21 protein-coding genes are annotated in these 15,647 nt (G+C 68.3%); 14 read left to right on the top strand and 7 right to left on the bottom strand.

Features of this window, described 5'->3' with window-relative positions; genetic code table 11:
- The 9 genes from pgsA to JO236_RS08810 form a co-directional block, all read left to right on the top strand.
- Positions 1-562 (top strand): phosphatidylinositol phosphate synthase (gene pgsA, locus JO236_RS08850; RefSeq protein ID WP_293327489.1); only part of this gene is annotated, 562 nt, incomplete at its 5' end.
- Between the two features lie 17 nt (positions 563-579).
- Positions 580-1,509, top strand: a complete 930-nt coding sequence (locus JO236_RS08845; protein WP_416362195.1) for a phosphatidylinositol mannoside acyltransferase — start codon at positions 580-582, stop codon at positions 1,507-1,509.
- Complete coding sequence (locus JO236_RS08840; protein WP_293327486.1) at positions 1,509-2,633, top strand: glycosyltransferase family 4 protein; 1,125 nt, start codon at positions 1,509-1,511, stop codon at positions 2,631-2,633. The genes JO236_RS08845 and JO236_RS08840 overlap by 1 nt, the downstream gene beginning before the upstream one ends.
- Before the next feature lie 14 nt (positions 2,634-2,647).
- A complete protein-coding gene (locus JO236_RS08835; RefSeq protein WP_293327505.1) occupies positions 2,648-3,688 on the top strand; it encodes an NUDIX hydrolase in 1,041 nt (346 codons plus the stop codon).
- 103 nt (positions 3,689-3,791) lie between these two features.
- Positions 3,792-4,700 (top strand): pyridoxal 5'-phosphate synthase lyase subunit PdxS, encoded by a 909-nt coding sequence (gene pdxS, locus JO236_RS08830; RefSeq protein WP_293327483.1) that lies wholly within the window; start codon positions 3,792-3,794, stop codon positions 4,698-4,700.
- A gap of 9 nt (positions 4,701-4,709) precedes the next feature.
- Entirely contained in the window at positions 4,710-5,546 is an 837-nt protein-coding gene (gene tesB, locus JO236_RS08825; protein WP_293327479.1) for an acyl-CoA thioesterase II, read from the top strand.
- Positions 5,543-6,139 (top strand): pyridoxal 5'-phosphate synthase glutaminase subunit PdxT, encoded by a 597-nt coding sequence (pdxT, locus tag JO236_RS08820; RefSeq protein WP_293327477.1) that lies wholly within the window; start codon positions 5,543-5,545, stop codon positions 6,137-6,139. Before tesB ends, pdxT begins: the two co-directional genes overlap by 4 nt.
- Positions 6,140-6,370: 231 nt before the next feature.
- Positions 6,371-7,126, top strand: a complete 756-nt coding sequence (locus JO236_RS08815) for a YebC/PmpR family DNA-binding transcriptional regulator (protein ID WP_293327474.1) — start codon at positions 6,371-6,373, stop codon at positions 7,124-7,126.
- Positions 7,127-7,276: 150 nt separating this feature from the next.
- Positions 7,277-7,843 (top strand): hemerythrin domain-containing protein, encoded by a 567-nt coding sequence (locus JO236_RS08810; RefSeq protein ID WP_293327472.1) that lies wholly within the window; start codon positions 7,277-7,279, stop codon positions 7,841-7,843.
- Between the two features lie 40 nt (positions 7,844-7,883).
- Here the strand turns inward: JO236_RS08810 and JO236_RS08805 are convergent, their stop codons facing one another.
- From JO236_RS08805 to JO236_RS08775, 7 genes are all read right to left on the bottom strand, one after another.
- Positions 7,884-8,288 (bottom strand): type II toxin-antitoxin system VapC family toxin, encoded by a 405-nt coding sequence (locus JO236_RS08805; RefSeq protein ID WP_293327469.1) that lies wholly within the window; start codon positions 8,286-8,288, stop codon positions 7,884-7,886.
- Positions 8,285-8,524 (bottom strand): FitA-like ribbon-helix-helix domain-containing protein, encoded by a 240-nt coding sequence (locus tag JO236_RS08800; RefSeq protein WP_293327466.1) that lies wholly within the window; start codon positions 8,522-8,524, stop codon positions 8,285-8,287. Before JO236_RS08800 ends, JO236_RS08805 begins: the two co-directional genes overlap by 4 nt.
- Positions 8,525-8,604: 80 nt before the next feature.
- Entirely contained in the window at positions 8,605-10,140 is a 1,536-nt protein-coding gene (locus JO236_RS08795) for a polyamine aminopropyltransferase (RefSeq protein ID WP_293327463.1), read from the bottom strand.
- Positions 10,137-10,595: a DUF350 domain-containing protein gene (locus JO236_RS08790; RefSeq protein WP_293327460.1), complete on the bottom strand. Its 459-nt coding sequence runs from the start codon at positions 10,593-10,595 to the stop codon at positions 10,137-10,139. Before JO236_RS08790 ends, JO236_RS08795 begins: the two co-directional genes overlap by 4 nt.
- A 28-nt stretch (positions 10,596-10,623) precedes the next feature.
- On the bottom strand, positions 10,624-11,055 hold the full coding sequence (locus JO236_RS08785; RefSeq protein WP_293327458.1) for a DUF4247 domain-containing protein: 432 nt from the start codon (positions 11,053-11,055) through the stop codon (positions 10,624-10,626).
- Positions 11,052-11,558 carry a DUF2617 family protein gene (locus JO236_RS08780; protein WP_293327455.1) on the bottom strand — a complete coding sequence of 169 codons (507 nt, stop codon included), beginning with the start codon at positions 11,556-11,558 and terminating at the stop codon, positions 11,052-11,054. Before JO236_RS08780 ends, JO236_RS08785 begins: the two co-directional genes overlap by 4 nt.
- Positions 11,559-12,179 carry a DUF4178 domain-containing protein gene (locus tag JO236_RS08775; RefSeq protein ID WP_293327452.1) on the bottom strand — a complete coding sequence of 207 codons (621 nt, stop codon included), beginning with the start codon at positions 12,177-12,179 and terminating at the stop codon, positions 11,559-11,561. It lies immediately after the preceding gene.
- 134 nt (positions 12,180-12,313) lie between these two features.
- Here JO236_RS08775 and ruvC point away from each other — a divergent pair, with 134 nt between their 5' ends.
- Genes ruvC through JO236_RS08750 form a run of 5 tightly spaced genes read left to right on the top strand, consistent with a single transcriptional unit; the run spans position 12,314 to position 15,596 of the window.
- On the top strand, positions 12,314-12,880 hold the full coding sequence (gene ruvC, locus JO236_RS08770; protein WP_293327450.1) for a crossover junction endodeoxyribonuclease RuvC: 567 nt from the start codon (positions 12,314-12,316) through the stop codon (positions 12,878-12,880).
- On the top strand, positions 12,877-13,470 hold the full coding sequence (gene ruvA / locus JO236_RS08765; RefSeq protein ID WP_293327447.1) for a Holliday junction branch migration protein RuvA: 594 nt from the start codon (positions 12,877-12,879) through the stop codon (positions 13,468-13,470). Before ruvC ends, ruvA begins: the two co-directional genes overlap by 4 nt.
- Positions 13,467-14,507, top strand: a complete 1,041-nt coding sequence (gene ruvB / locus JO236_RS08760; protein WP_293327443.1) for a Holliday junction branch migration DNA helicase RuvB — start codon at positions 13,467-13,469, stop codon at positions 14,505-14,507. Before ruvA ends, ruvB begins: the two co-directional genes overlap by 4 nt.
- Before the next feature lie 18 nt (positions 14,508-14,525).
- A complete protein-coding gene (locus JO236_RS08755; RefSeq protein WP_293327441.1) occupies positions 14,526-14,912 on the top strand; it encodes a DUF1304 domain-containing protein in 387 nt (128 codons plus the stop codon).
- Positions 14,913-14,954: 42 nt separating this feature from the next.
- Positions 14,955-15,596, top strand: a complete 642-nt coding sequence (locus JO236_RS08750; protein WP_293327438.1) for a hypothetical protein — start codon at positions 14,955-14,957, stop codon at positions 15,594-15,596.
- Positions 15,597-15,647: the final 51 nt, after the last annotated feature.

The raw sequence follows: 15,647 nt of genomic DNA, 5'->3' as shown, positions 1-15,647 counted from the left end.
CATCCTGGGCACCGCCGCCACGGTGGCAGCGGCGCTAACGCTGTTCCCGATGGGCAAGTTATTCGTCGGCGCGCTGGTCGTGTGGTTCTTCGTGGTGTTCGACATGTTGGACGGCGCGATGGCACGCGAACGCGGCGGCGGCACCCGGTTCGGTGCGGTGCTCGACGCCGCTTGTGACCGGGTCAGCGACGGCGCTGTGTTCTGCGGGTTGCTCTGGTGGATAGCGTTCGGGCTGCGCGACCGGCTGCTCGTGGTAGCGACCCTGATCTGCCTGGTGACCTCGCAGGTGATTTCCTACATCAAGGCCCGCGCCGAGGGCAGTGGGCTGCGCGGCGACGGCGGCCTGATCGAACGGCCGGAACGGCTGATCATCGTCCTGAGCGGCGCGGGCGTTTCGGACTTTCCGGGGGTCCGCTGGCCGCCGGCGCTGGCCGTGGCGATGTGGGTGCTTGCGGCGGCCAGCCTGATCACCTGCGCGCAACGGTTGTATGCGGTGCGTAACTCGCCCGGCGCGACTGATCGAATTGTGGCACCCGGCGCCGCGGGAAAGAATGAGGCGTGATCCCCAGTAGGGCCGACCTGAGCTTGATCGGGGCCCCTCGTCGTCTGATGACCGGCGCCGCGACGGATTGGGCATACGCGACGGGTTGGCGATTGGTGCGGGCAATGCCCGAGTTCGCCGCGCGCAACGCGTTTGACACCGGAGCGCGCTACGCCGCGCGCAACGGCGGACCTCAGCAGCTGCGCAAGAACCTGGCCCGCGTCATCGGGGTGCCGCCCGCCGAGGTGCCCGACTCGTTGATGCGCGCTTCGGTGGCGTCCTATGCCCGCTACTGGCGGGAGGCATTCCGGTTGCCGACGATGGACCACGGCACGCTGGCCGCCAGGATCAACGAGACGTTTCTGGGCGCGGAGAATATCGACGCCGCGCTCGCCGCCGGCCGCGGAGTGATTATGGCGTTGCCACACAGCGGCAACTGGGACATGGCCGGGGTGTGGCTGGTGCAGTACTACGGCACCTTCACCACCGTCGCCGAGCGCCTCAGACCCGAGTCGCTGTACAAGCGTTTCATCGACTATCGGGAGAGTCTGGGTTTCGAAGTGGCACCCCTGTCGGGCGGCGAGCGGCCGCCCTTCGAGGTGCTCGGCGAGCGCCTGCGGGACAACCGGGCGGTGTGCCTGATGGCCGAGCGCGACCTTACCCGCACCGGGGTCCAGGTCGAATTCTTCGGCGAGCCCACCAGGATGCCGGCTGGCCCGGCCAAGCTCGCCATCGCGACCGGGGCGGCACTGCTGCCGGCGCACTGCTGGTATGAGGACGACGCGTGGCCGGTCTCGATCCACCCGCCGCTCGACTGCAGCAGCGGAGACGTCGGCGCCATCACCCAGGCGCTGGCGGATCAGTTCGCGCAGAACATCGCCGCCCACCCGGCCGACTGGCACATGATGCAGCCGCAGTGGCTGGCCGATCTGTCCGAAGCGCGACAGGCGCGGCTGAGGGAAGCCTGATGCGCATCGGGATGGTCTGCCCCTACTCGTTCGATGTGCCGGGCGGGGTGCAATCGCACGTGTTGCAGCTGGCCGAGGTGATGCGCGCCCGCGGCCACGACGTCAGCGTGCTGGCGCCGGCCTCGCCGGACGTGTCGCTGCCCGACTACGTCGTGTCGGCCGGTAAGGCGATCCCGATTCCGTACAACGGGTCGGTGGCGCGGCTGCAGTTCAGTCCGGCGGTGCACGGCCGGGTTCGGCGTTGGCTGGCCGAGGGAGATTTTGACGTGCTGCACCTGCACGAGCCGAACGCGCCCAGCCTGTCGATGTGGGCCCTGCGGGTGGCCGAGGGGCCGATTGTGGCGACATTCCACACGTCGACCACCAAATCGCTGACCCTGAGCGTATTTCAGGGCGTGCTGCGGCCGTGGCACGAGAAGATCATCGGCCGCATCGCCGTCTCGGACCTGGCCCGGCGCTGGCAGATGGAGGCGCTGGGCTCCGACGCGGTGGAGATTCCCAACGGTGTCGACGTCGCGTCCCTGGCCGCCGCGCCGCCGCTGGACGGGTATCCGCGGCCCGGCAAGACGGTGCTGTTCCTGGGCCGCTACGACGAGCCCCGCAAGGGCATGACGGTGCTGCTCGAGGCGCTGCCGAAAGTGGCGAAGCGCTTCGTGGACCTGCAGTTGCTGATCGTCGGTCGCGGCGACGAGGAGGAATTGCGCAACCAGACCGGCGAATTGGCCAAGCACCTGCGTTTTCTTGGTCAGGTGGACGACGCCACCAAGGCCTCGGCGATGCGTAGCGCCGACGTCTACTGCGCGCCCAACACCGGGGGCGAGAGCTTCGGCATCGTCCTGGTCGAGGCGATGGCGGCCGGCACCGCGGTGGTGGCCGGCGACCTGGACGCGTTTCGCCGCGTGCTGCGCGACGGCGAGGTCGGCCGCTTGGTGCCGGTCGGCGACGGCGACGCGTTGGCCGACGCGCTCATGACGGTGCTGGAGAACGACCTGCTGCGCGAGCGCTACGTCGCAGCCGGTTCCCAGGCCGTCGGCCGCTACGACTGGTCGGTGGTGGCCAGCCAGATCATGCGGGTCTATGAGACGGTCGCCGGATCCGGCGCGAAGGTCCAGGTGGCCAGCTGATGTCCTGGCTGGACATGACGTTGATTGTGCTGGCCGCGGTGCTGTTGCTGGCGCTTGCACTGTTCGGGGCCTGGGGCTACCAGCGGGCCAATCGGCTGGACCGCTTGCATGTCCGCTACGACCTGTCCTGGCAGGCGCTGGACGGCGCGTTGGCGCGCCGCGCCGTCGTGGCCCGCGCGGTCGCGATCGACGCGTACGGCGGCGCCCCCGAGGGGCGGCGGTTGGCGGCGCTGGCCGACGCCGCCGAGGCGGCGCCCCGGCACGCGCGCGAGGCCGCGGAAAACGAGCTTTCGGCCGCGCTGGCGATGGTCGAGCCGGCCGCCCTGCCGGCCGGGTTGATCGCCGAGTTGGCCGACGCCGAGGCCCGGGTCCTGCTGGCGCGCAGGTTCCACAACGACGCGGTCCGTGACACCCTCACGCTGCGCGAGCGCCGCATGGTTCGCCTGTTCCGGCTCGGTGGAACCGCCGCGCTGCCAAGCTATTTCGAGATCGCCGAACACCCGCACGCGCTCGCGCACGGGGATCATCCGGTACTCAACCATCGCACCTCCGCGCGGGTCGTACTGCTCGACGAATCCGGTGCCGTGCTGCTGTTGTGTGGTTCGGATCCGGCGATCACACCAACTTCCGGTACCCGCGCGCCGCGATGGTGGTTCACCGTCGGCGGCGAGGTCCGTCCAGGCGAGCGTCTGGCCGAGGCCGCCGCCCGCGAACTGGCCGAAGAGACCGGCCTGCGGGTCACCGCGGCGGACATGTACGGACCCATTTGGCGCCGCGACGAGGTCTTCGAGTTCAACGGCTCGCTGATCGACAGCGAGGAGTTCTACCTGGTGCACCGCACGCGGCGGTTCGAGCCGTCCGACACGGGCCGCACCGAGTTGGAGCGCCGCTACATCCACGGTGCCCGCTGGTGTCATCCCGACGACATCGCCGAGTTGGCCGCGGCCGGCGAGACGGTGTATCCGGTGCAGCTCGGCGAGTTGCTGCCCGCCGCCAACCGGCTGGCCACCAGCCACCCCTCGGGCGGGCTACCCCAGCTGCAGTCCATCCGCTGAGCGACGCCGTTGCCGAGCTGAGCGCCGAGCCGTCGGGCGGAAATCGGCTGGTGGCCGACCACTACACTGAACAGCAAACCCGACACGGACGATAGAGGTTGTAGTGGATAGCGCAGCGCACAACGGCTCCGGGCAAACCGGAACGGCGCGGGTCAAGCGCGGCATGGCCGAGATGCTCAAGGGTGGCGTCATCATGGACGTCGTCACGCCGGAGCAGGCCCGCATCGCCGAGGGCGCCGGCGCGGTCGCGGTGATGGCGCTGGAACGCGTGCCCGCCGACATTCGGGCCCAGGGCGGGGTGTCGCGGATGAGTGACCCCGACATGATCGAGGGCATCATCTCCGCGGTCACCATCCCGGTGATGGCCAAGGCCCGCATCGGGCATTTCGTCGAGGCGCAGATCCTGCAGAGCCTCGGCGTGGACTATGTCGACGAGTCCGAGGTGCTGACCCCCGCCGACTACACCCACCACATCGACAAGTGGAAGTTCACCGTGCCGTTCGTGTGCGGGGCGACCAATCTGGGCGAGGCGCTGCGTCGCATCAGCGAGGGCGCGGCCATGATCCGCTCCAAGGGCGAAGCCGGCACCGGCGACGTGTCCAACGCGACCACACACATGCGCGCCATCGGTGGCGAAATCCGTCGGCTCACGTCCTTGCCCGACGACGAGTTGCACGTTGCCGCAAAGGAATTGCAGGCACCTTACGACCTCGTCGCCGAAGTGGCCCGGGCCGGCAAGCTGCCGGTCACGCTGTTCACTGCCGGTGGCATCGCCACCCCCGCCGACGCGGCGATGATGATGCAACTCGGGGCCGAGGGCGTGTTCGTCGGCTCGGGCATCTTCAAGTCCGGCGATCCCGCGCAGCGCGCCGCCGCGATCGTCAAGGCCACCACCTTCTACGACGACCCCGATGTGCTGGCCAAGGTGTCGCGCGGGCTGGGCGAGGCGATGGTGGGCATCAACGTCGAGCAGCTGGCGCAGTCGCATCGATTAGCCGAACGCGGCTGGTAAAAACCGTTCGTGGCGATCGAAGAGATCCTTGATCTCGAACAACTCGAGGTCAACATCTACCGCGGCAGCGTGTTCAGCCCGGACTCGGGTTTCCTGCAGCGCACGTTCGGTGGCCACGTCGCGGGCCAGTCGCTGGTCTCGGCGGTGCGCACCGTGGACCCGCGCTATCGGGTCCACTCCCTGCACGGTTATTTCCTTCGGCCCGGAGATGCCAAGGCGCGCACCGTGTTTCTCGTCGAGCGCACTCGCGATGGCGGGTCGTTTGCCACCCGGCGCGTCAACGCAATCCAGCACGGGGAAATCATTTTCAGCATGGGGGCCTCCTTCCAGAGCGACCAGGACGGCATCAACCACCAGGACGTCATGCCGACCGCGCCGCTGCCCGACGGACTGCCCGGATTGCAGTCGGTGCGGGTGTTCGACGACGCGGGATTCAAGCAGTTCGAGGAGTGGGACATCCGCATCGTGCCGCAGAAGCAGCTGCGGCGCCTGCCGGGCAAGGCCTCCCAGCAGCAGGTGTGGTTCCGCCACCACGACCCGTTGCCCGACGACCCGGTGCTGCACATCTGCGCGCTGGCGTACATGAGCGACTTGACGTTGTTGGGATCGGCGCAGGTCACCCACCTGGATGTGCGCGAGCACCTGCAGGTGGCCTCGCTGGACCACGCGATGTGGTTCATGCGGGCGTTCCGGGCCGATGAATGGTTGCTCTACGACCAGTCGTCGCCGTCGGCCAGCGGTGGTCGCTCGCTGACCCAGGGCAAGATCTTCAGCCAGGACGGCGAGCTGGTAGCGGCGGTGATGCAGGAGGGGCTGACCCGCTTCAAGCGCGGATACCGGCCGTGACTGCGCCGCGCGTCGGGGTGTTGGCGCTGCAGGGGGACACCCGGGAACACCTGGCTGCGTTGCGCGAAGCCGGGGCCGAGTCGATGCCGGTGCGGCGACGCAGCGAGCTGGAGAAGGTCGACGGGCTGGTCATTCCGGGTGGGGAATCCACCACAATGAGCCACCTGCTGCTCGACCTCGACCTACTGGAGCCGTTGCGGCGCCTGCTGGCAGACGGGCTGCCCGCCTACGGCGCATGCGCCGGGATGATCCTGCTGGCCACCGAGATTCTCGACGCCGGCGCGGGCGGGCGCGCGGCGCTGCCCCTGCGAGCGATCGATATAACGGTGCGGCGCAACGCTTTTGGACGCCAAGTTGACTCGTTTGAAGGCGACATCCCGTTCGCGGGCCTGACTGATCCGGTGCGCGCGGTGTTCATCCGCGCACCCTGGGTCGAGCGCGCCGGTGCCGGTGTCGAGGTGCTGGCCAGCGCGGCCGGGCACATCGTTGCGGTGCGGCAAGGCCGGAAGCTGGCGACGGCGTTTCACCCCGAAATGACCGGCGACCGGCGCATCCACCACCTGTTCGTCGACCTGGTCCGACGCCCCAGCTGACCACCCCGGTCGCAGCAGCCTCAGCAGCACCATCACCAGGTGGTCATGCCGGTTACGAAAACCGCTAGCGGATGCGCTATCGCTTTCGGAAGCCGCATGCCCCGGTGCTTGCTGTGACTTGTGGGGCCTCTGAGACGGCCGTGCAGTGGCTCGCGATCCACATCAAGGGTCCACGTAGACTCGTCTGGCTAGAAAACAAGAGGACTTTCAGACAGGACAGCTAGGACTTCTATGAGCGGCCATTCCAAGTGGGCCACCACCAAGCACAAGAAGGCCGTCGTGGACGCCCGCCGCGGCAAGATGTTCGCCCGGCTGATCAAGAACATCGAGGTCGCGGCTCGCGTCGGTGGCGGTGACCCAGCGGGCAACCCGACGCTGTACGACGCGATCCAAAAGGCGAAGAAGAGCTCGGTGCCCAACGACAACATCGAGAAGGCCCGCAAACGCGGCGCCGGCGAAGAGGCCGGCGGCGCCGACTGGCAGACGATCACCTACGAGGGTTACGCACCTAACGGTGTGGCGGTGCTGGTCGAGTGCCTGACCGACAACCGCAACCGCGCGGCGAGTGAGGTCCGGGTGGCCATGACGCGCAACGGCGGCGCCATGGCCGACCCCGGCTCGGTGGCCTACCTGTTCACCCGCAAGGGCACGGTCACGTTGGAAAAGAACGGCCTCACCGAGGACGACGTGTTAGCGGCGGTGCTCGACGCCGGTGCCGAGGACGTCAGCGACCTGGGCGACAGCTTCGAAGTGATCTCCGAGCCGGGTGACCTGGTCGCGGTGCGCACCGCGCTGCAGGACGCCGGCATCGACTACGAATCGGCCGAAGCCAGCTTCCAGCCCTCGGTCAGCGTGCCCGTCGACATCGACGGCGCCCGCAAGGTGTTCAAGCTCGTCGACGCGCTGGAGGACAGCGACGACGTGCAGAACGTGTGGACCAACGTCGACCTCTCCGACGAGGTGCTGGCCGCACTCGACGAGGAATAGCGCTACGTCGCCGTGGCGACGGCGCCCAAAGGCGGCGAACCGCCCGACCCGTTTCGCGGCCCCTGAACTCGGGTATTCGGCCGCTCAGGTCCGCGCACAGCCCACTGCGCGTATTTGCTCGCGATACCCGATTAACGGAGGCGATTTCACATGGCCGAAATGCTGGTTGAGACCCCCGATGAGGTCGTCAAGTTCCTGAAGGCTCAGCACGACCTGATCAAGGACATGTTCGAGGAAGTGCTGCACGCGTCGGCGCCCGAGGCCCGCGAAAAGGCGTTCCACGACCTGCGGCAGCTGCTGGCCGTGCACGAGACGGCCGAGGAGATGTTCGTCCATCCCCGCGTCCGTCGCGAGATAGCCGACGGCGATGACATTGTCGATGCCCGATTGCAGGAGGAGCACGACGCCAAAGAACTGCTGGCGGCCATCGAAAAGCTCGACATCGCCTCCAAAGAATTCCTCGACGAGCTGACCAAGCTGCAGCAAGCCGTGATCGACCACGCTGAGCACGAGGAGAACGAAGAGTTCCCCAAGCTGCAGCGCGAGCTCGACTCCAACGAACGCAAGCTCCTGACAAAAGCGGTGCAGGCGGCTGAGGCGATCGCACCGACCAGGCCGCACCCCGGCGTGGAGTCGGCGAAGCTGAATTTCGCGCTGGGTCCGTTCGCGTCGCTGCTCGACCGCGCCCGCGACGCGATTTCAAGCGCCATAAGCTAACTCGATCGCTCCGCTGCGTGCGAACGAGTCCGGGTCGTCGTCATAGGCGACGGACCCGGACATCGGGCTTAACCCGGCTGGCCGCGTGGGCGAGTCGCTCATCGAAGGTGAGGAGCGGGGAATCGTGCATCGCGGCGACGGCAAGGTAAGCGGCGTCATACACCGAGATATTGTGGCGCATCCCCCAGACCGCCTGTAGCAGTACGACATCCGTCCCGATGTACTCGATCTGCATCGCTAGCAGCATCTGTACGGAAGCGTCGGCGTCGGCGATGGTGAGGCGATCAGCCGCGACGGCCTTATGCAACGTGCGCAACACCTCCAAAGGCATGTGCGCAGGAGCAACCCAGGCGTCGTCGGCGTACAAGGCGGCACGTGCAGCGTCACCTTGCGCTGCCGGGCTGGCCAACGCCATGACCGCGACATTCGCGTCGATGACGATCAATCGTCGTCTCCCTCGCGCCCGCGGCGGATTTCCCGGACCACCTCCTCGGCACTGAGGTCCAGGCTGCGATGCTCGGCAAGGTTCTCAAGCAGCTGCTTATTACGTTCGGCGCGAAACTCGCGCTCCAATAGTCCACGCAAATACGCCTGGGTGGTCTGGCCACGGGCAGCCGCGCGCGCCGCGATGACGTCGCGGACTTCTTCAGGAACGTCCTTGATCTGAATTGCGACACTCATCCCTGGAACTCTACATGCGCATGGCATGCGCATGTAGCGCGGCTGTGCCAGCGCCCGGGATCCACGCTGATCGACTCCGATTAGTCGTACCCGTGCCGCATGTCCTCGACGATGCGTGGATTGTCCAGCGTCGACGGCTCCAGGTCCCGCGGTCCGACGTCGCCGGAGAACACCGTCGCGGCGTCAAGCACACGCTGAGTCAGGAAGCGCAGCGGCGGCGCATCGGGCGGCACCGTGGGCGCGGGTGGCACGTCTCCGCGACGAGCCAACGTAAACCCCCAGTCGCCGAACGTGGGCACGTGCATGTGATACGGCGTCACCGCGAACCCGGCGGCCCGGATCGTCGAAACCGTGCGCCAGAATGCCGTCGGGGTGGAAAACGGGCTGCCCGACTGCACGACCATCAGCCCGCCGGGAGCCAGCGCCTGCCCGGCGAGCGCGTAGAACTCGGTCGAGTACAGCCGGCCCAGCACAGGTGTGTCGGCGTCGGGCAGGTCGACTATCACGGCGTCGAAGCCGGACTGGCCGCCGCGCAGCCAGCGCATCGCATCGTCGATGATGACCTGCACGCGCGGGCTGTCCAGCGAACCGCCGTTGGCCTCGCGCATGGTTGTCCGCGCCAACTCGATCACCACCGGGTCCAGCTCGACCTGCACGATCCTTGCCACGCCGGGCTGGCGCAACAGCTCGCGGGCGGCCAGGCCGTCGCCCCCACCGAGCACCAGCACCGAGCGCGCACCCGTACCGACGGCCGGGTAGACCAGGCTTTCGGTGTAGCGGTACTCGTCGCGGGTGGAGAACTGCAGGCCGCCGTCCAAATACAAGCGCAGGTCGTTGCCGCGGCGCGTCACCACGATTTCCTGGTAGGCGGTGTGCCGGTAGGCGATGATCGGGTCAGCGTAGAGCCGCTGCCGGCTGGTGGTCTCGATCTGCCGGGCGTTGATGAGCAGCGTGGCCAGCAGACCCAGGGCCGCGCCCACCGCGCACAGCGCCGTCACCAGTTGCGGGGTCGAGACGACGCGCCGCAGCAGGAAAACCGCCACGATGGCCGCCGCCACCAGGTTGACCATGCCGGTGGCCGCCGCGCCGCGAATCATCCCCAGCTGCGGCAACAACACGAATGGCCACACCAGCCCACCGATCAACGCCCCCAGATAGTCGGCGGCGTTGAGGTTGGCCAGGGTGCGCCCGGTGTCGGCGGCCGGGTCTTTGCCGGACGCCGCCCGGCCATGCTGCAGCAGCGTCATCAGCAACGGCACTTCGGCGCCGACGAGTCCGCCGATCAGGGCCGTGCTCACACCCAGCACCCACATCGACCCGCCCGCCTCGTCCAAGAACGCGAAGCTGATGTACAACGCCGCCGCGGACAGGCCGCCGATGACACCCAGCAGCGCCTCGACCGCGACGAAGGCGATGCCCGCGCGCGCCAACAGCGGCTTGACCAGCAGCGCGCCCGCGCCCAGCGCGGCCACATAACCCGCGACGATCAGTGACGTGGCGACGATCCCGCCGCCGTTCAGACTCGTCGACAGCGTCAGCAGCGCCAGTTCGTACACGATTCCGCACGCCGCGCACGCCGCCACCGCCGCCAACAGCAGTGCCCGCCAGCGCCTCATGACAGTGCTGCTGCGGTGACCCCTCCCACGGCCAGCAGCATCGTGGCCGTAGCGAACGCGGCGGGATGCAACGCCGGTTCCTCTACGTGTTCGTCGAAGCGGCCCGGGACCGCGATTTGCAGGATAAACAGCGCGATGCCCTGCAGGATGACGCCGACCGTTCCGTAGATCGCGACACCGAGCAGGCCCTGCCCCAGCTGGTTGGAGCTGGTGTTGATGGCGGCGATGATGACGGTGGCCAGTGCGACATACATGGCCGAGGCGAGCACGACGGCGTTGGGGCGGCGATCGATGAACACCAGCCGGCGCAGGTTCCCCGGGGTCAGCACGTCGACCATGACGAAGCCGGCGATCAGCACGATGACGCCGACCAGGAAATACAAGATCGTCGCGACCACTCCGCGCAGGATTGAAGCGACGTTGAGGCTTCCGAAATCGATGGCCGCCTGGTACATGACTGTCCTTACCTTTCTTGGAGGGTCGCTATTTGGTTCCGCCGGGGCCGCCGGGGCTGCCTCCCGCGCCGCCGGAAGGAGATCCGGGGGTGAAACCGGGGCCGAGGAAGATGAACGAGCCGTGGCTGTATCCGGCGCTCAGCGGTTCGACGCGGATGCTGCACGGATAATTGCCGTCGGGCCCGACGATGACGATGTTGTTGCTGTAACGCAGGTACTCGTTGTTGCCGTTGTCCGCGCGCGCCTGCGGGGCTTGGTAGTCGGCCAGCGTGTCGGCGACGTCCGACGGGGATCCGCTGCAGACGTAGCGTGTGCCGTTGGCGTCGCGGGAGTACTCGTGATAGTGGCTTGCGATATACGAGCCGATGTCCTTGTTTAGCAATACGATTCCGCCGATCAACGACGCAATCGCCGCGAGGGCCAGCGCGCCGGCGATCATGAGCAGGCGGTTGCGGCTCACGGCCGCCACCGGCTGGCCGTGTGGACGACCGTCCCGCCTTGGGTGCCTCCCGAGCCGGCCGGGTACAGGTGCCACGTCTGCCAGCGCCACCCTGTCCCGTCGGGTTCGGCGGCCAGTACGGTGAGCGCGGCGTCGTCCCCGGGGAAGGTTCCGCCGAGCCATCCGGCCTCGAGAGCGCACTGTTCGCGCAGCTCCTTGGCGAGCGCGCGGAACGCGTCCTCCTCGACTGCGTCGGTGCGCGTCTCCAGGTGGTAGCCGGGGGCGTCGGTGTGTTCGGGCAGGGCGGGGCCGGCAGTGCACGAGACCTGCTCGGAGAAGCGGCGATCGAGGTGCTCGATGACGACGACGTGGGACGCGCCCAGCACCCCGAGCAACAGCGCGCCGCCGGCAGGGTGGTCAAGCCGGCAGCTGGCCAGCGGTGGTGGCGCCGGTGCGTTGAGCGCGAGCCCCAGCCGCGCCCCAGACACGTCCGCTGGAGCCACGGCGAGCCGATGCAGGGGCACCTAGGTTCCCGGGTTTCCCGGAGACGGTGCGGGGTAGAGGGTCAGTTCGCCGGGCAGCACGGTTTTGCCCGTCGACACCTCCCAGGGCATGCCGGGTGCCCAGCGTTCGAAGGACAGCAGCGCACTCTCGTCGGCGTTGGCGTAGTCCACGAAGTCCATCTGCCCGCCCGCCGGGAGGCCGGTCGTGCCCTCGGTGGTGTAGCCGGCGCCGCCACGCTCCTTCTCGTGGAACGTCACCCCGTCGACCACATGCTGGCCGCCGGGCTGCAACGTGACGAGGTCCTTGCGGGCGACCCACATCGCCAGCTCAAGGCGCCCGTCGTCCTCCTCGACGCTGAACCACAGGGGCTGGTCGCCGCCCTCCAGCAGGTGTTCCCACCACACGAACGGCCCCTCGCGGTAGGTGACGGATCCGCGGACTACGTAGTCGATGCCGCCGTAGCTGACGATCGCGCCCGGGCCCAGCTGGCGCGGCCCGAACTGAGGCATCGCGTTGAAGAACAGCGGATCCTGGCGCCCCCCGCCCGCCTTGGGCGTTTTCGGCCGGCGCAGCGCCACGACCAGGACGACGATCGACGCGATGAACAGCACCGCGGCCAGCACGATCAACAGTGACCCCACGCCAACCCTTCCGTAGTGCGCTTTAAGGTAACAGCTTTTGCGCTGGCCAGGACGTCACCGCGTGTCCTACCCGCCGATGTCGGACCCAGCCGTTAAGGTATCGAACAACTGTTCTACCTAGGTGGGAGTATGCGGTGCGAGTAATGGGTGTCGATCCCGGGTTGACGCGATGTGGGCTGTCGGTCATCGAGAACGGGCGCGGTCGCCATTTGATAGCGCTCGATGTCGACGTGGTGCGTACCCCCTCGGATGTGCCGCTGGCGAAGCGGTTGCTCACCATCAGCGATGCCGTCGAGCATTGGCTGGACACCCATCAACCCGACGTGATGGCCGTCGAGCGAGTGTTCTCTCAGCACAACGTCTCCACCGTGATGGGCACGGCGCAGGCCGGTGGTGTGATCGCGCTGGCGGCGGCCAAACGGGGGATCGACGTGCACTTCCACACTCCCAGCGAAGTCAAGGCCGCGGTCACCGGCAACGGTTCGGCAGACAAGGCGCAGGTTACCGCGATGGTCACCAGAATCCTTGCGCTGCAAGCCAAACCGACGCCGGCCGACGCGGCCGACGCGCTGGCCCTGGCGATTTGCCACTGTTGGCGCGCGCCGATGCTGACGCGGATGGCTCAGGCTCGTGCGAAGGCCGAAGCGCTGGCCGCCCAGCATCGACGCGACTATCAGGCCAAGCTGAAAGCCGCCCGATGATCGCCGCGGTCCGCGGTGAGGTGCTCGAGGTCGCGCTCGACCACGTGGTGATCGAGGCCGCCGGCGTCGGATACCGGGTGAACGCGACGCCGTCGACGTTGGCGACGCTGCGGCAGGGGAGTGAGGGCCGCCTGGTCACCGCGATGATCGTGCGCGAAGATTCGATGACGCTGTACGGGTTTCCCGACGGGGAGACCCGCGATCTGTTCCTGACATTGCTGGGCGTCTCCGGTGTCGGGCCGCGGCTGGCCATGGCGACACTGGCCGTGCACGACGCGCAGGCGCTGCGACAGGCGCTGGCCGACGGCGACGTCGGCGCGCTGACCCGGGTGCCCGGCATCGGCAAGCGCGGTGCCGAACGAATGGTGCTGGAATTGCGCGACAAAGTTGGTGCCGTCGCCGCAAGCTCGGGGGCCCCAACCGTCAACGGTCACGGGGTTCGCAGCCCGGTGGTGGAGGCCCTGGTCGGCCTCGGGTTCGCCGCCAAACAGGCCGAGGAGGCCACCGATAAGGTGTTGGCCGGGGATCATGGCGCGACGACGTCCAGCGCGCTGCGTGCCGCCCTGTCACTGCTGGGGAAGGCCCGATGACCGAGGAGGATTTCGCGGACCGGGACGTCAGCCCGGCGCTGAACGTCGGCGAGGGCGACATCGACGGCAGCCTGCGCCCTCGCTCACTGCGGGAGTTCATCGGCCAGCCGCGGGTTCGCGAACAGCTGCAGCTGGTCATCGAAGGAGCCAAGAACCGCGGCGGCACACCGGACCACATTCTGCTGTCCGGCCCGCCGGGGCTGGGCAAGACGTCGCTGGCGATGATCATCGCCGCCGAGCTGGGAACCTCGCTGCGGTTGACGTCCGGGCCCGCGCTGGAGCGCGCGGGCGACCTGGCCGCGATGCTGTCCAACCTGGTGGAGCACGATGTGCTGTTCATCGACGAAATCCACCGCATCGCGCGGCCGGCCGAGGAGATGCTGTACCTGGCGATGGAGGATTTCCGGGTCGACGTGGTGGTCGGCAAAGGGCCGGGGGCGACGTCGATTCCGCTCGAGGTCGCACCCTTCACGCTGGTCGGCGCCACCACTCGGTCCGGGGCGCTGACCGGCCCGCTGCGCGACCGGTTCGGCTTCACCGCGCACATGGACTTCTACGAGCCGGCTGAGCTGGAGCGGGTGCTGGCGCGGTCCGCCGGGATCCTGGGCATCGAGCTCGGCGGTGAGGCCGGCGCGGAGATCGCCCGACGCTCGCGCGGCACGCCGCGAATCGCAAACCGGCTGCTGCGCCGGGTACGAGACTTCGCCGAGGTGCGCGCCGACGGCGTCATCACCCGCGACGTGGCCAAGGCGGCGCTGGAGGTTTACGACGTCGACGAACTCGGCCTCGACCGGCTGGATCGATCGGTGCTGTCGGCGCTGACCCGTAGCTTCGGCGGCGGACCGGTCGGGGTGTCGACGCTGGCAGTGGCCGTGGGAGAGGAAGCCGCCACGGTTGAGGAGGTGTGTGAGCCGTTCCTGGTGCGCGCCGGTATGGTCGCCCGTACCCCGCGCGGGCGGGTGGCGACCCCGCAAGCCTGGACTCACCTGGGGCTGACGCCGCCGGTCGGCGCGAGCCAACCGGGGCTGTTCGAGTAGTTCGACTGGAGGATGACGATGATCACGGCCGGGCTAATAGTCGCCGCACTCGCCGCGCTGGTGCACGTTTACATCTTCACCATGGAATCGCTGACCTGGACTTCGCCGCGTACCCGCGCGACCTTCGGCACCACGCCCGAGGAGGCCGAGACCACGAAGTTGCTCGCGCTCAACCAGGGCTTCTACAACCTGTTTCTCGCTATCGTCACCGGCGTAGGCGTCGGCGCGGTTGCCATGGGATGCAGGGCCGTTGGCGCGGCGCTGATTTTCGCCGGCGTCGGTTCCATGGCGGCGGCGGCGGTGGTGCTGCTGATCTCGGCGCGCGACAAGGCCCGCGCTGCCGTAGTGCAGGGCCTGTTTCCGACAATCGCCATCATTCTGCTGGTACTGGGCCTCAAGAGCTGACCTGATGCTTCAACACCGCGGCCTTCGGGTATCCGTGACGCCATGAAACACACAGACACTCGTGTCGCCAGAATGCGCATCCCACGCACCCGCGGCGCGCTTACCGGATTGCTCCTGGTCGTTCTGGGTGGTTGGGGAGCGCTGATCCCCTTCATCGGCCCGACCTTCGAATTCGCTTACACGCCCGGTCAGACGTGGACCGCCGCCCGGGGCTGGCTGGAGGTGTTGCCGGGCGTCGCCACCGCGGTCGGCGGCCTGCTGCTAATCGTTTCGAGACATCGCGCGAGCGCGATGCTCGGCGGCTGGCTGGCCGCGCTCGGCGGCGCGTGGTTCGTCGTCGGCACCGTCTTCGCCCCGTTGCTGGGGATCGGCTCCGTCGGCGACCCGGTTGCCGTCACGCAGCGCAAGCACGCGGCGTTGCAGCTTGCCTACTTCTCCGGCCTGGGCGTGCTGATCGTCTTCCTGGCCGGAGCTGTCCTGGCGCGCCTGGCTGTCCGGCTGGCGCGCGACGTGCAACCGGTGCAACCGGCCGAACCTGTGCCGGCCCAGCAGCAATACTCAGGTTTGGAGGAGCCCGCCGACGCGCTCACCACGCCGGCGCCGCCCTATAACACCGAAACCGAGCCGCACCGTGGCGGCGGCTTGTTCCGTCGCCACCGCGCACCGGTCGGGCACGCCCCCTAATTGCGCACGCAAAAGCCGATCGCCGGCGCGCCGGCGATCGGCTTTTGCTAT

The organism is Mycobacterium sp. (genome assembly GCF_019247635.1).
Taxonomy (GTDB): Bacteria; Actinomycetota; Actinomycetes; order Mycobacteriales; family Mycobacteriaceae; genus Mycobacterium.
Note: the sequence above shows the minus strand (reverse complement) of the source record. Positions and strands in the feature narration are given on the sequence as shown.

Excerpts from the sequence above, each read along its gene's own strand:
- JO236_RS08840 (WP_293327486.1), top strand. The coding sequence starts at position 1,509 with ATGCGCATCGGGATGGTCTGCCCCTACTCGTTCGATGTGCCGGGCGGG.
- JO236_RS08835 (WP_293327505.1), top strand. The coding sequence starts at position 2,648 with ATGACGTTGATTGTGCTGGCCGCGGTGCTGTTGCTGGCGCTTGCACTG.
- JO236_RS08815 (WP_293327474.1), top strand. The coding sequence starts at position 6,371 with ATGAGCGGCCATTCCAAGTGGGCCACCACCAAGCACAAGAAGGCCGTC.
- JO236_RS08810 (WP_293327472.1), top strand. The coding sequence starts at position 7,277 with ATGGCCGAAATGCTGGTTGAGACCCCCGATGAGGTCGTCAAGTTCCTG.
- JO236_RS08800 (WP_293327466.1), bottom strand. The coding sequence starts at position 8,524 with ATGAGTGTCGCAATTCAGATCAAGGACGTTCCTGAAGAAGTCCGCGAC.
- JO236_RS08795 (WP_293327463.1), bottom strand. The coding sequence starts at position 10,140 with ATGAGGCGCTGGCGGGCACTGCTGTTGGCGGCGGTGGCGGCGTGCGCG.
- JO236_RS08790 (WP_293327460.1), bottom strand. The coding sequence starts at position 10,595 with ATGTACCAGGCGGCCATCGATTTCGGAAGCCTCAACGTCGCTTCAATC.
- ruvA (WP_293327447.1), top strand. The coding sequence starts at position 12,877 with ATGATCGCCGCGGTCCGCGGTGAGGTGCTCGAGGTCGCGCTCGACCAC.
- ruvB (WP_293327443.1), top strand. The coding sequence starts at position 13,467 with ATGACCGAGGAGGATTTCGCGGACCGGGACGTCAGCCCGGCGCTGAAC.
- JO236_RS08755 (WP_293327441.1), top strand. The coding sequence starts at position 14,526 with ATGATCACGGCCGGGCTAATAGTCGCCGCACTCGCCGCGCTGGTGCAC.
- JO236_RS08750 (WP_293327438.1), top strand. The coding sequence starts at position 14,955 with ATGAAACACACAGACACTCGTGTCGCCAGAATGCGCATCCCACGCACC.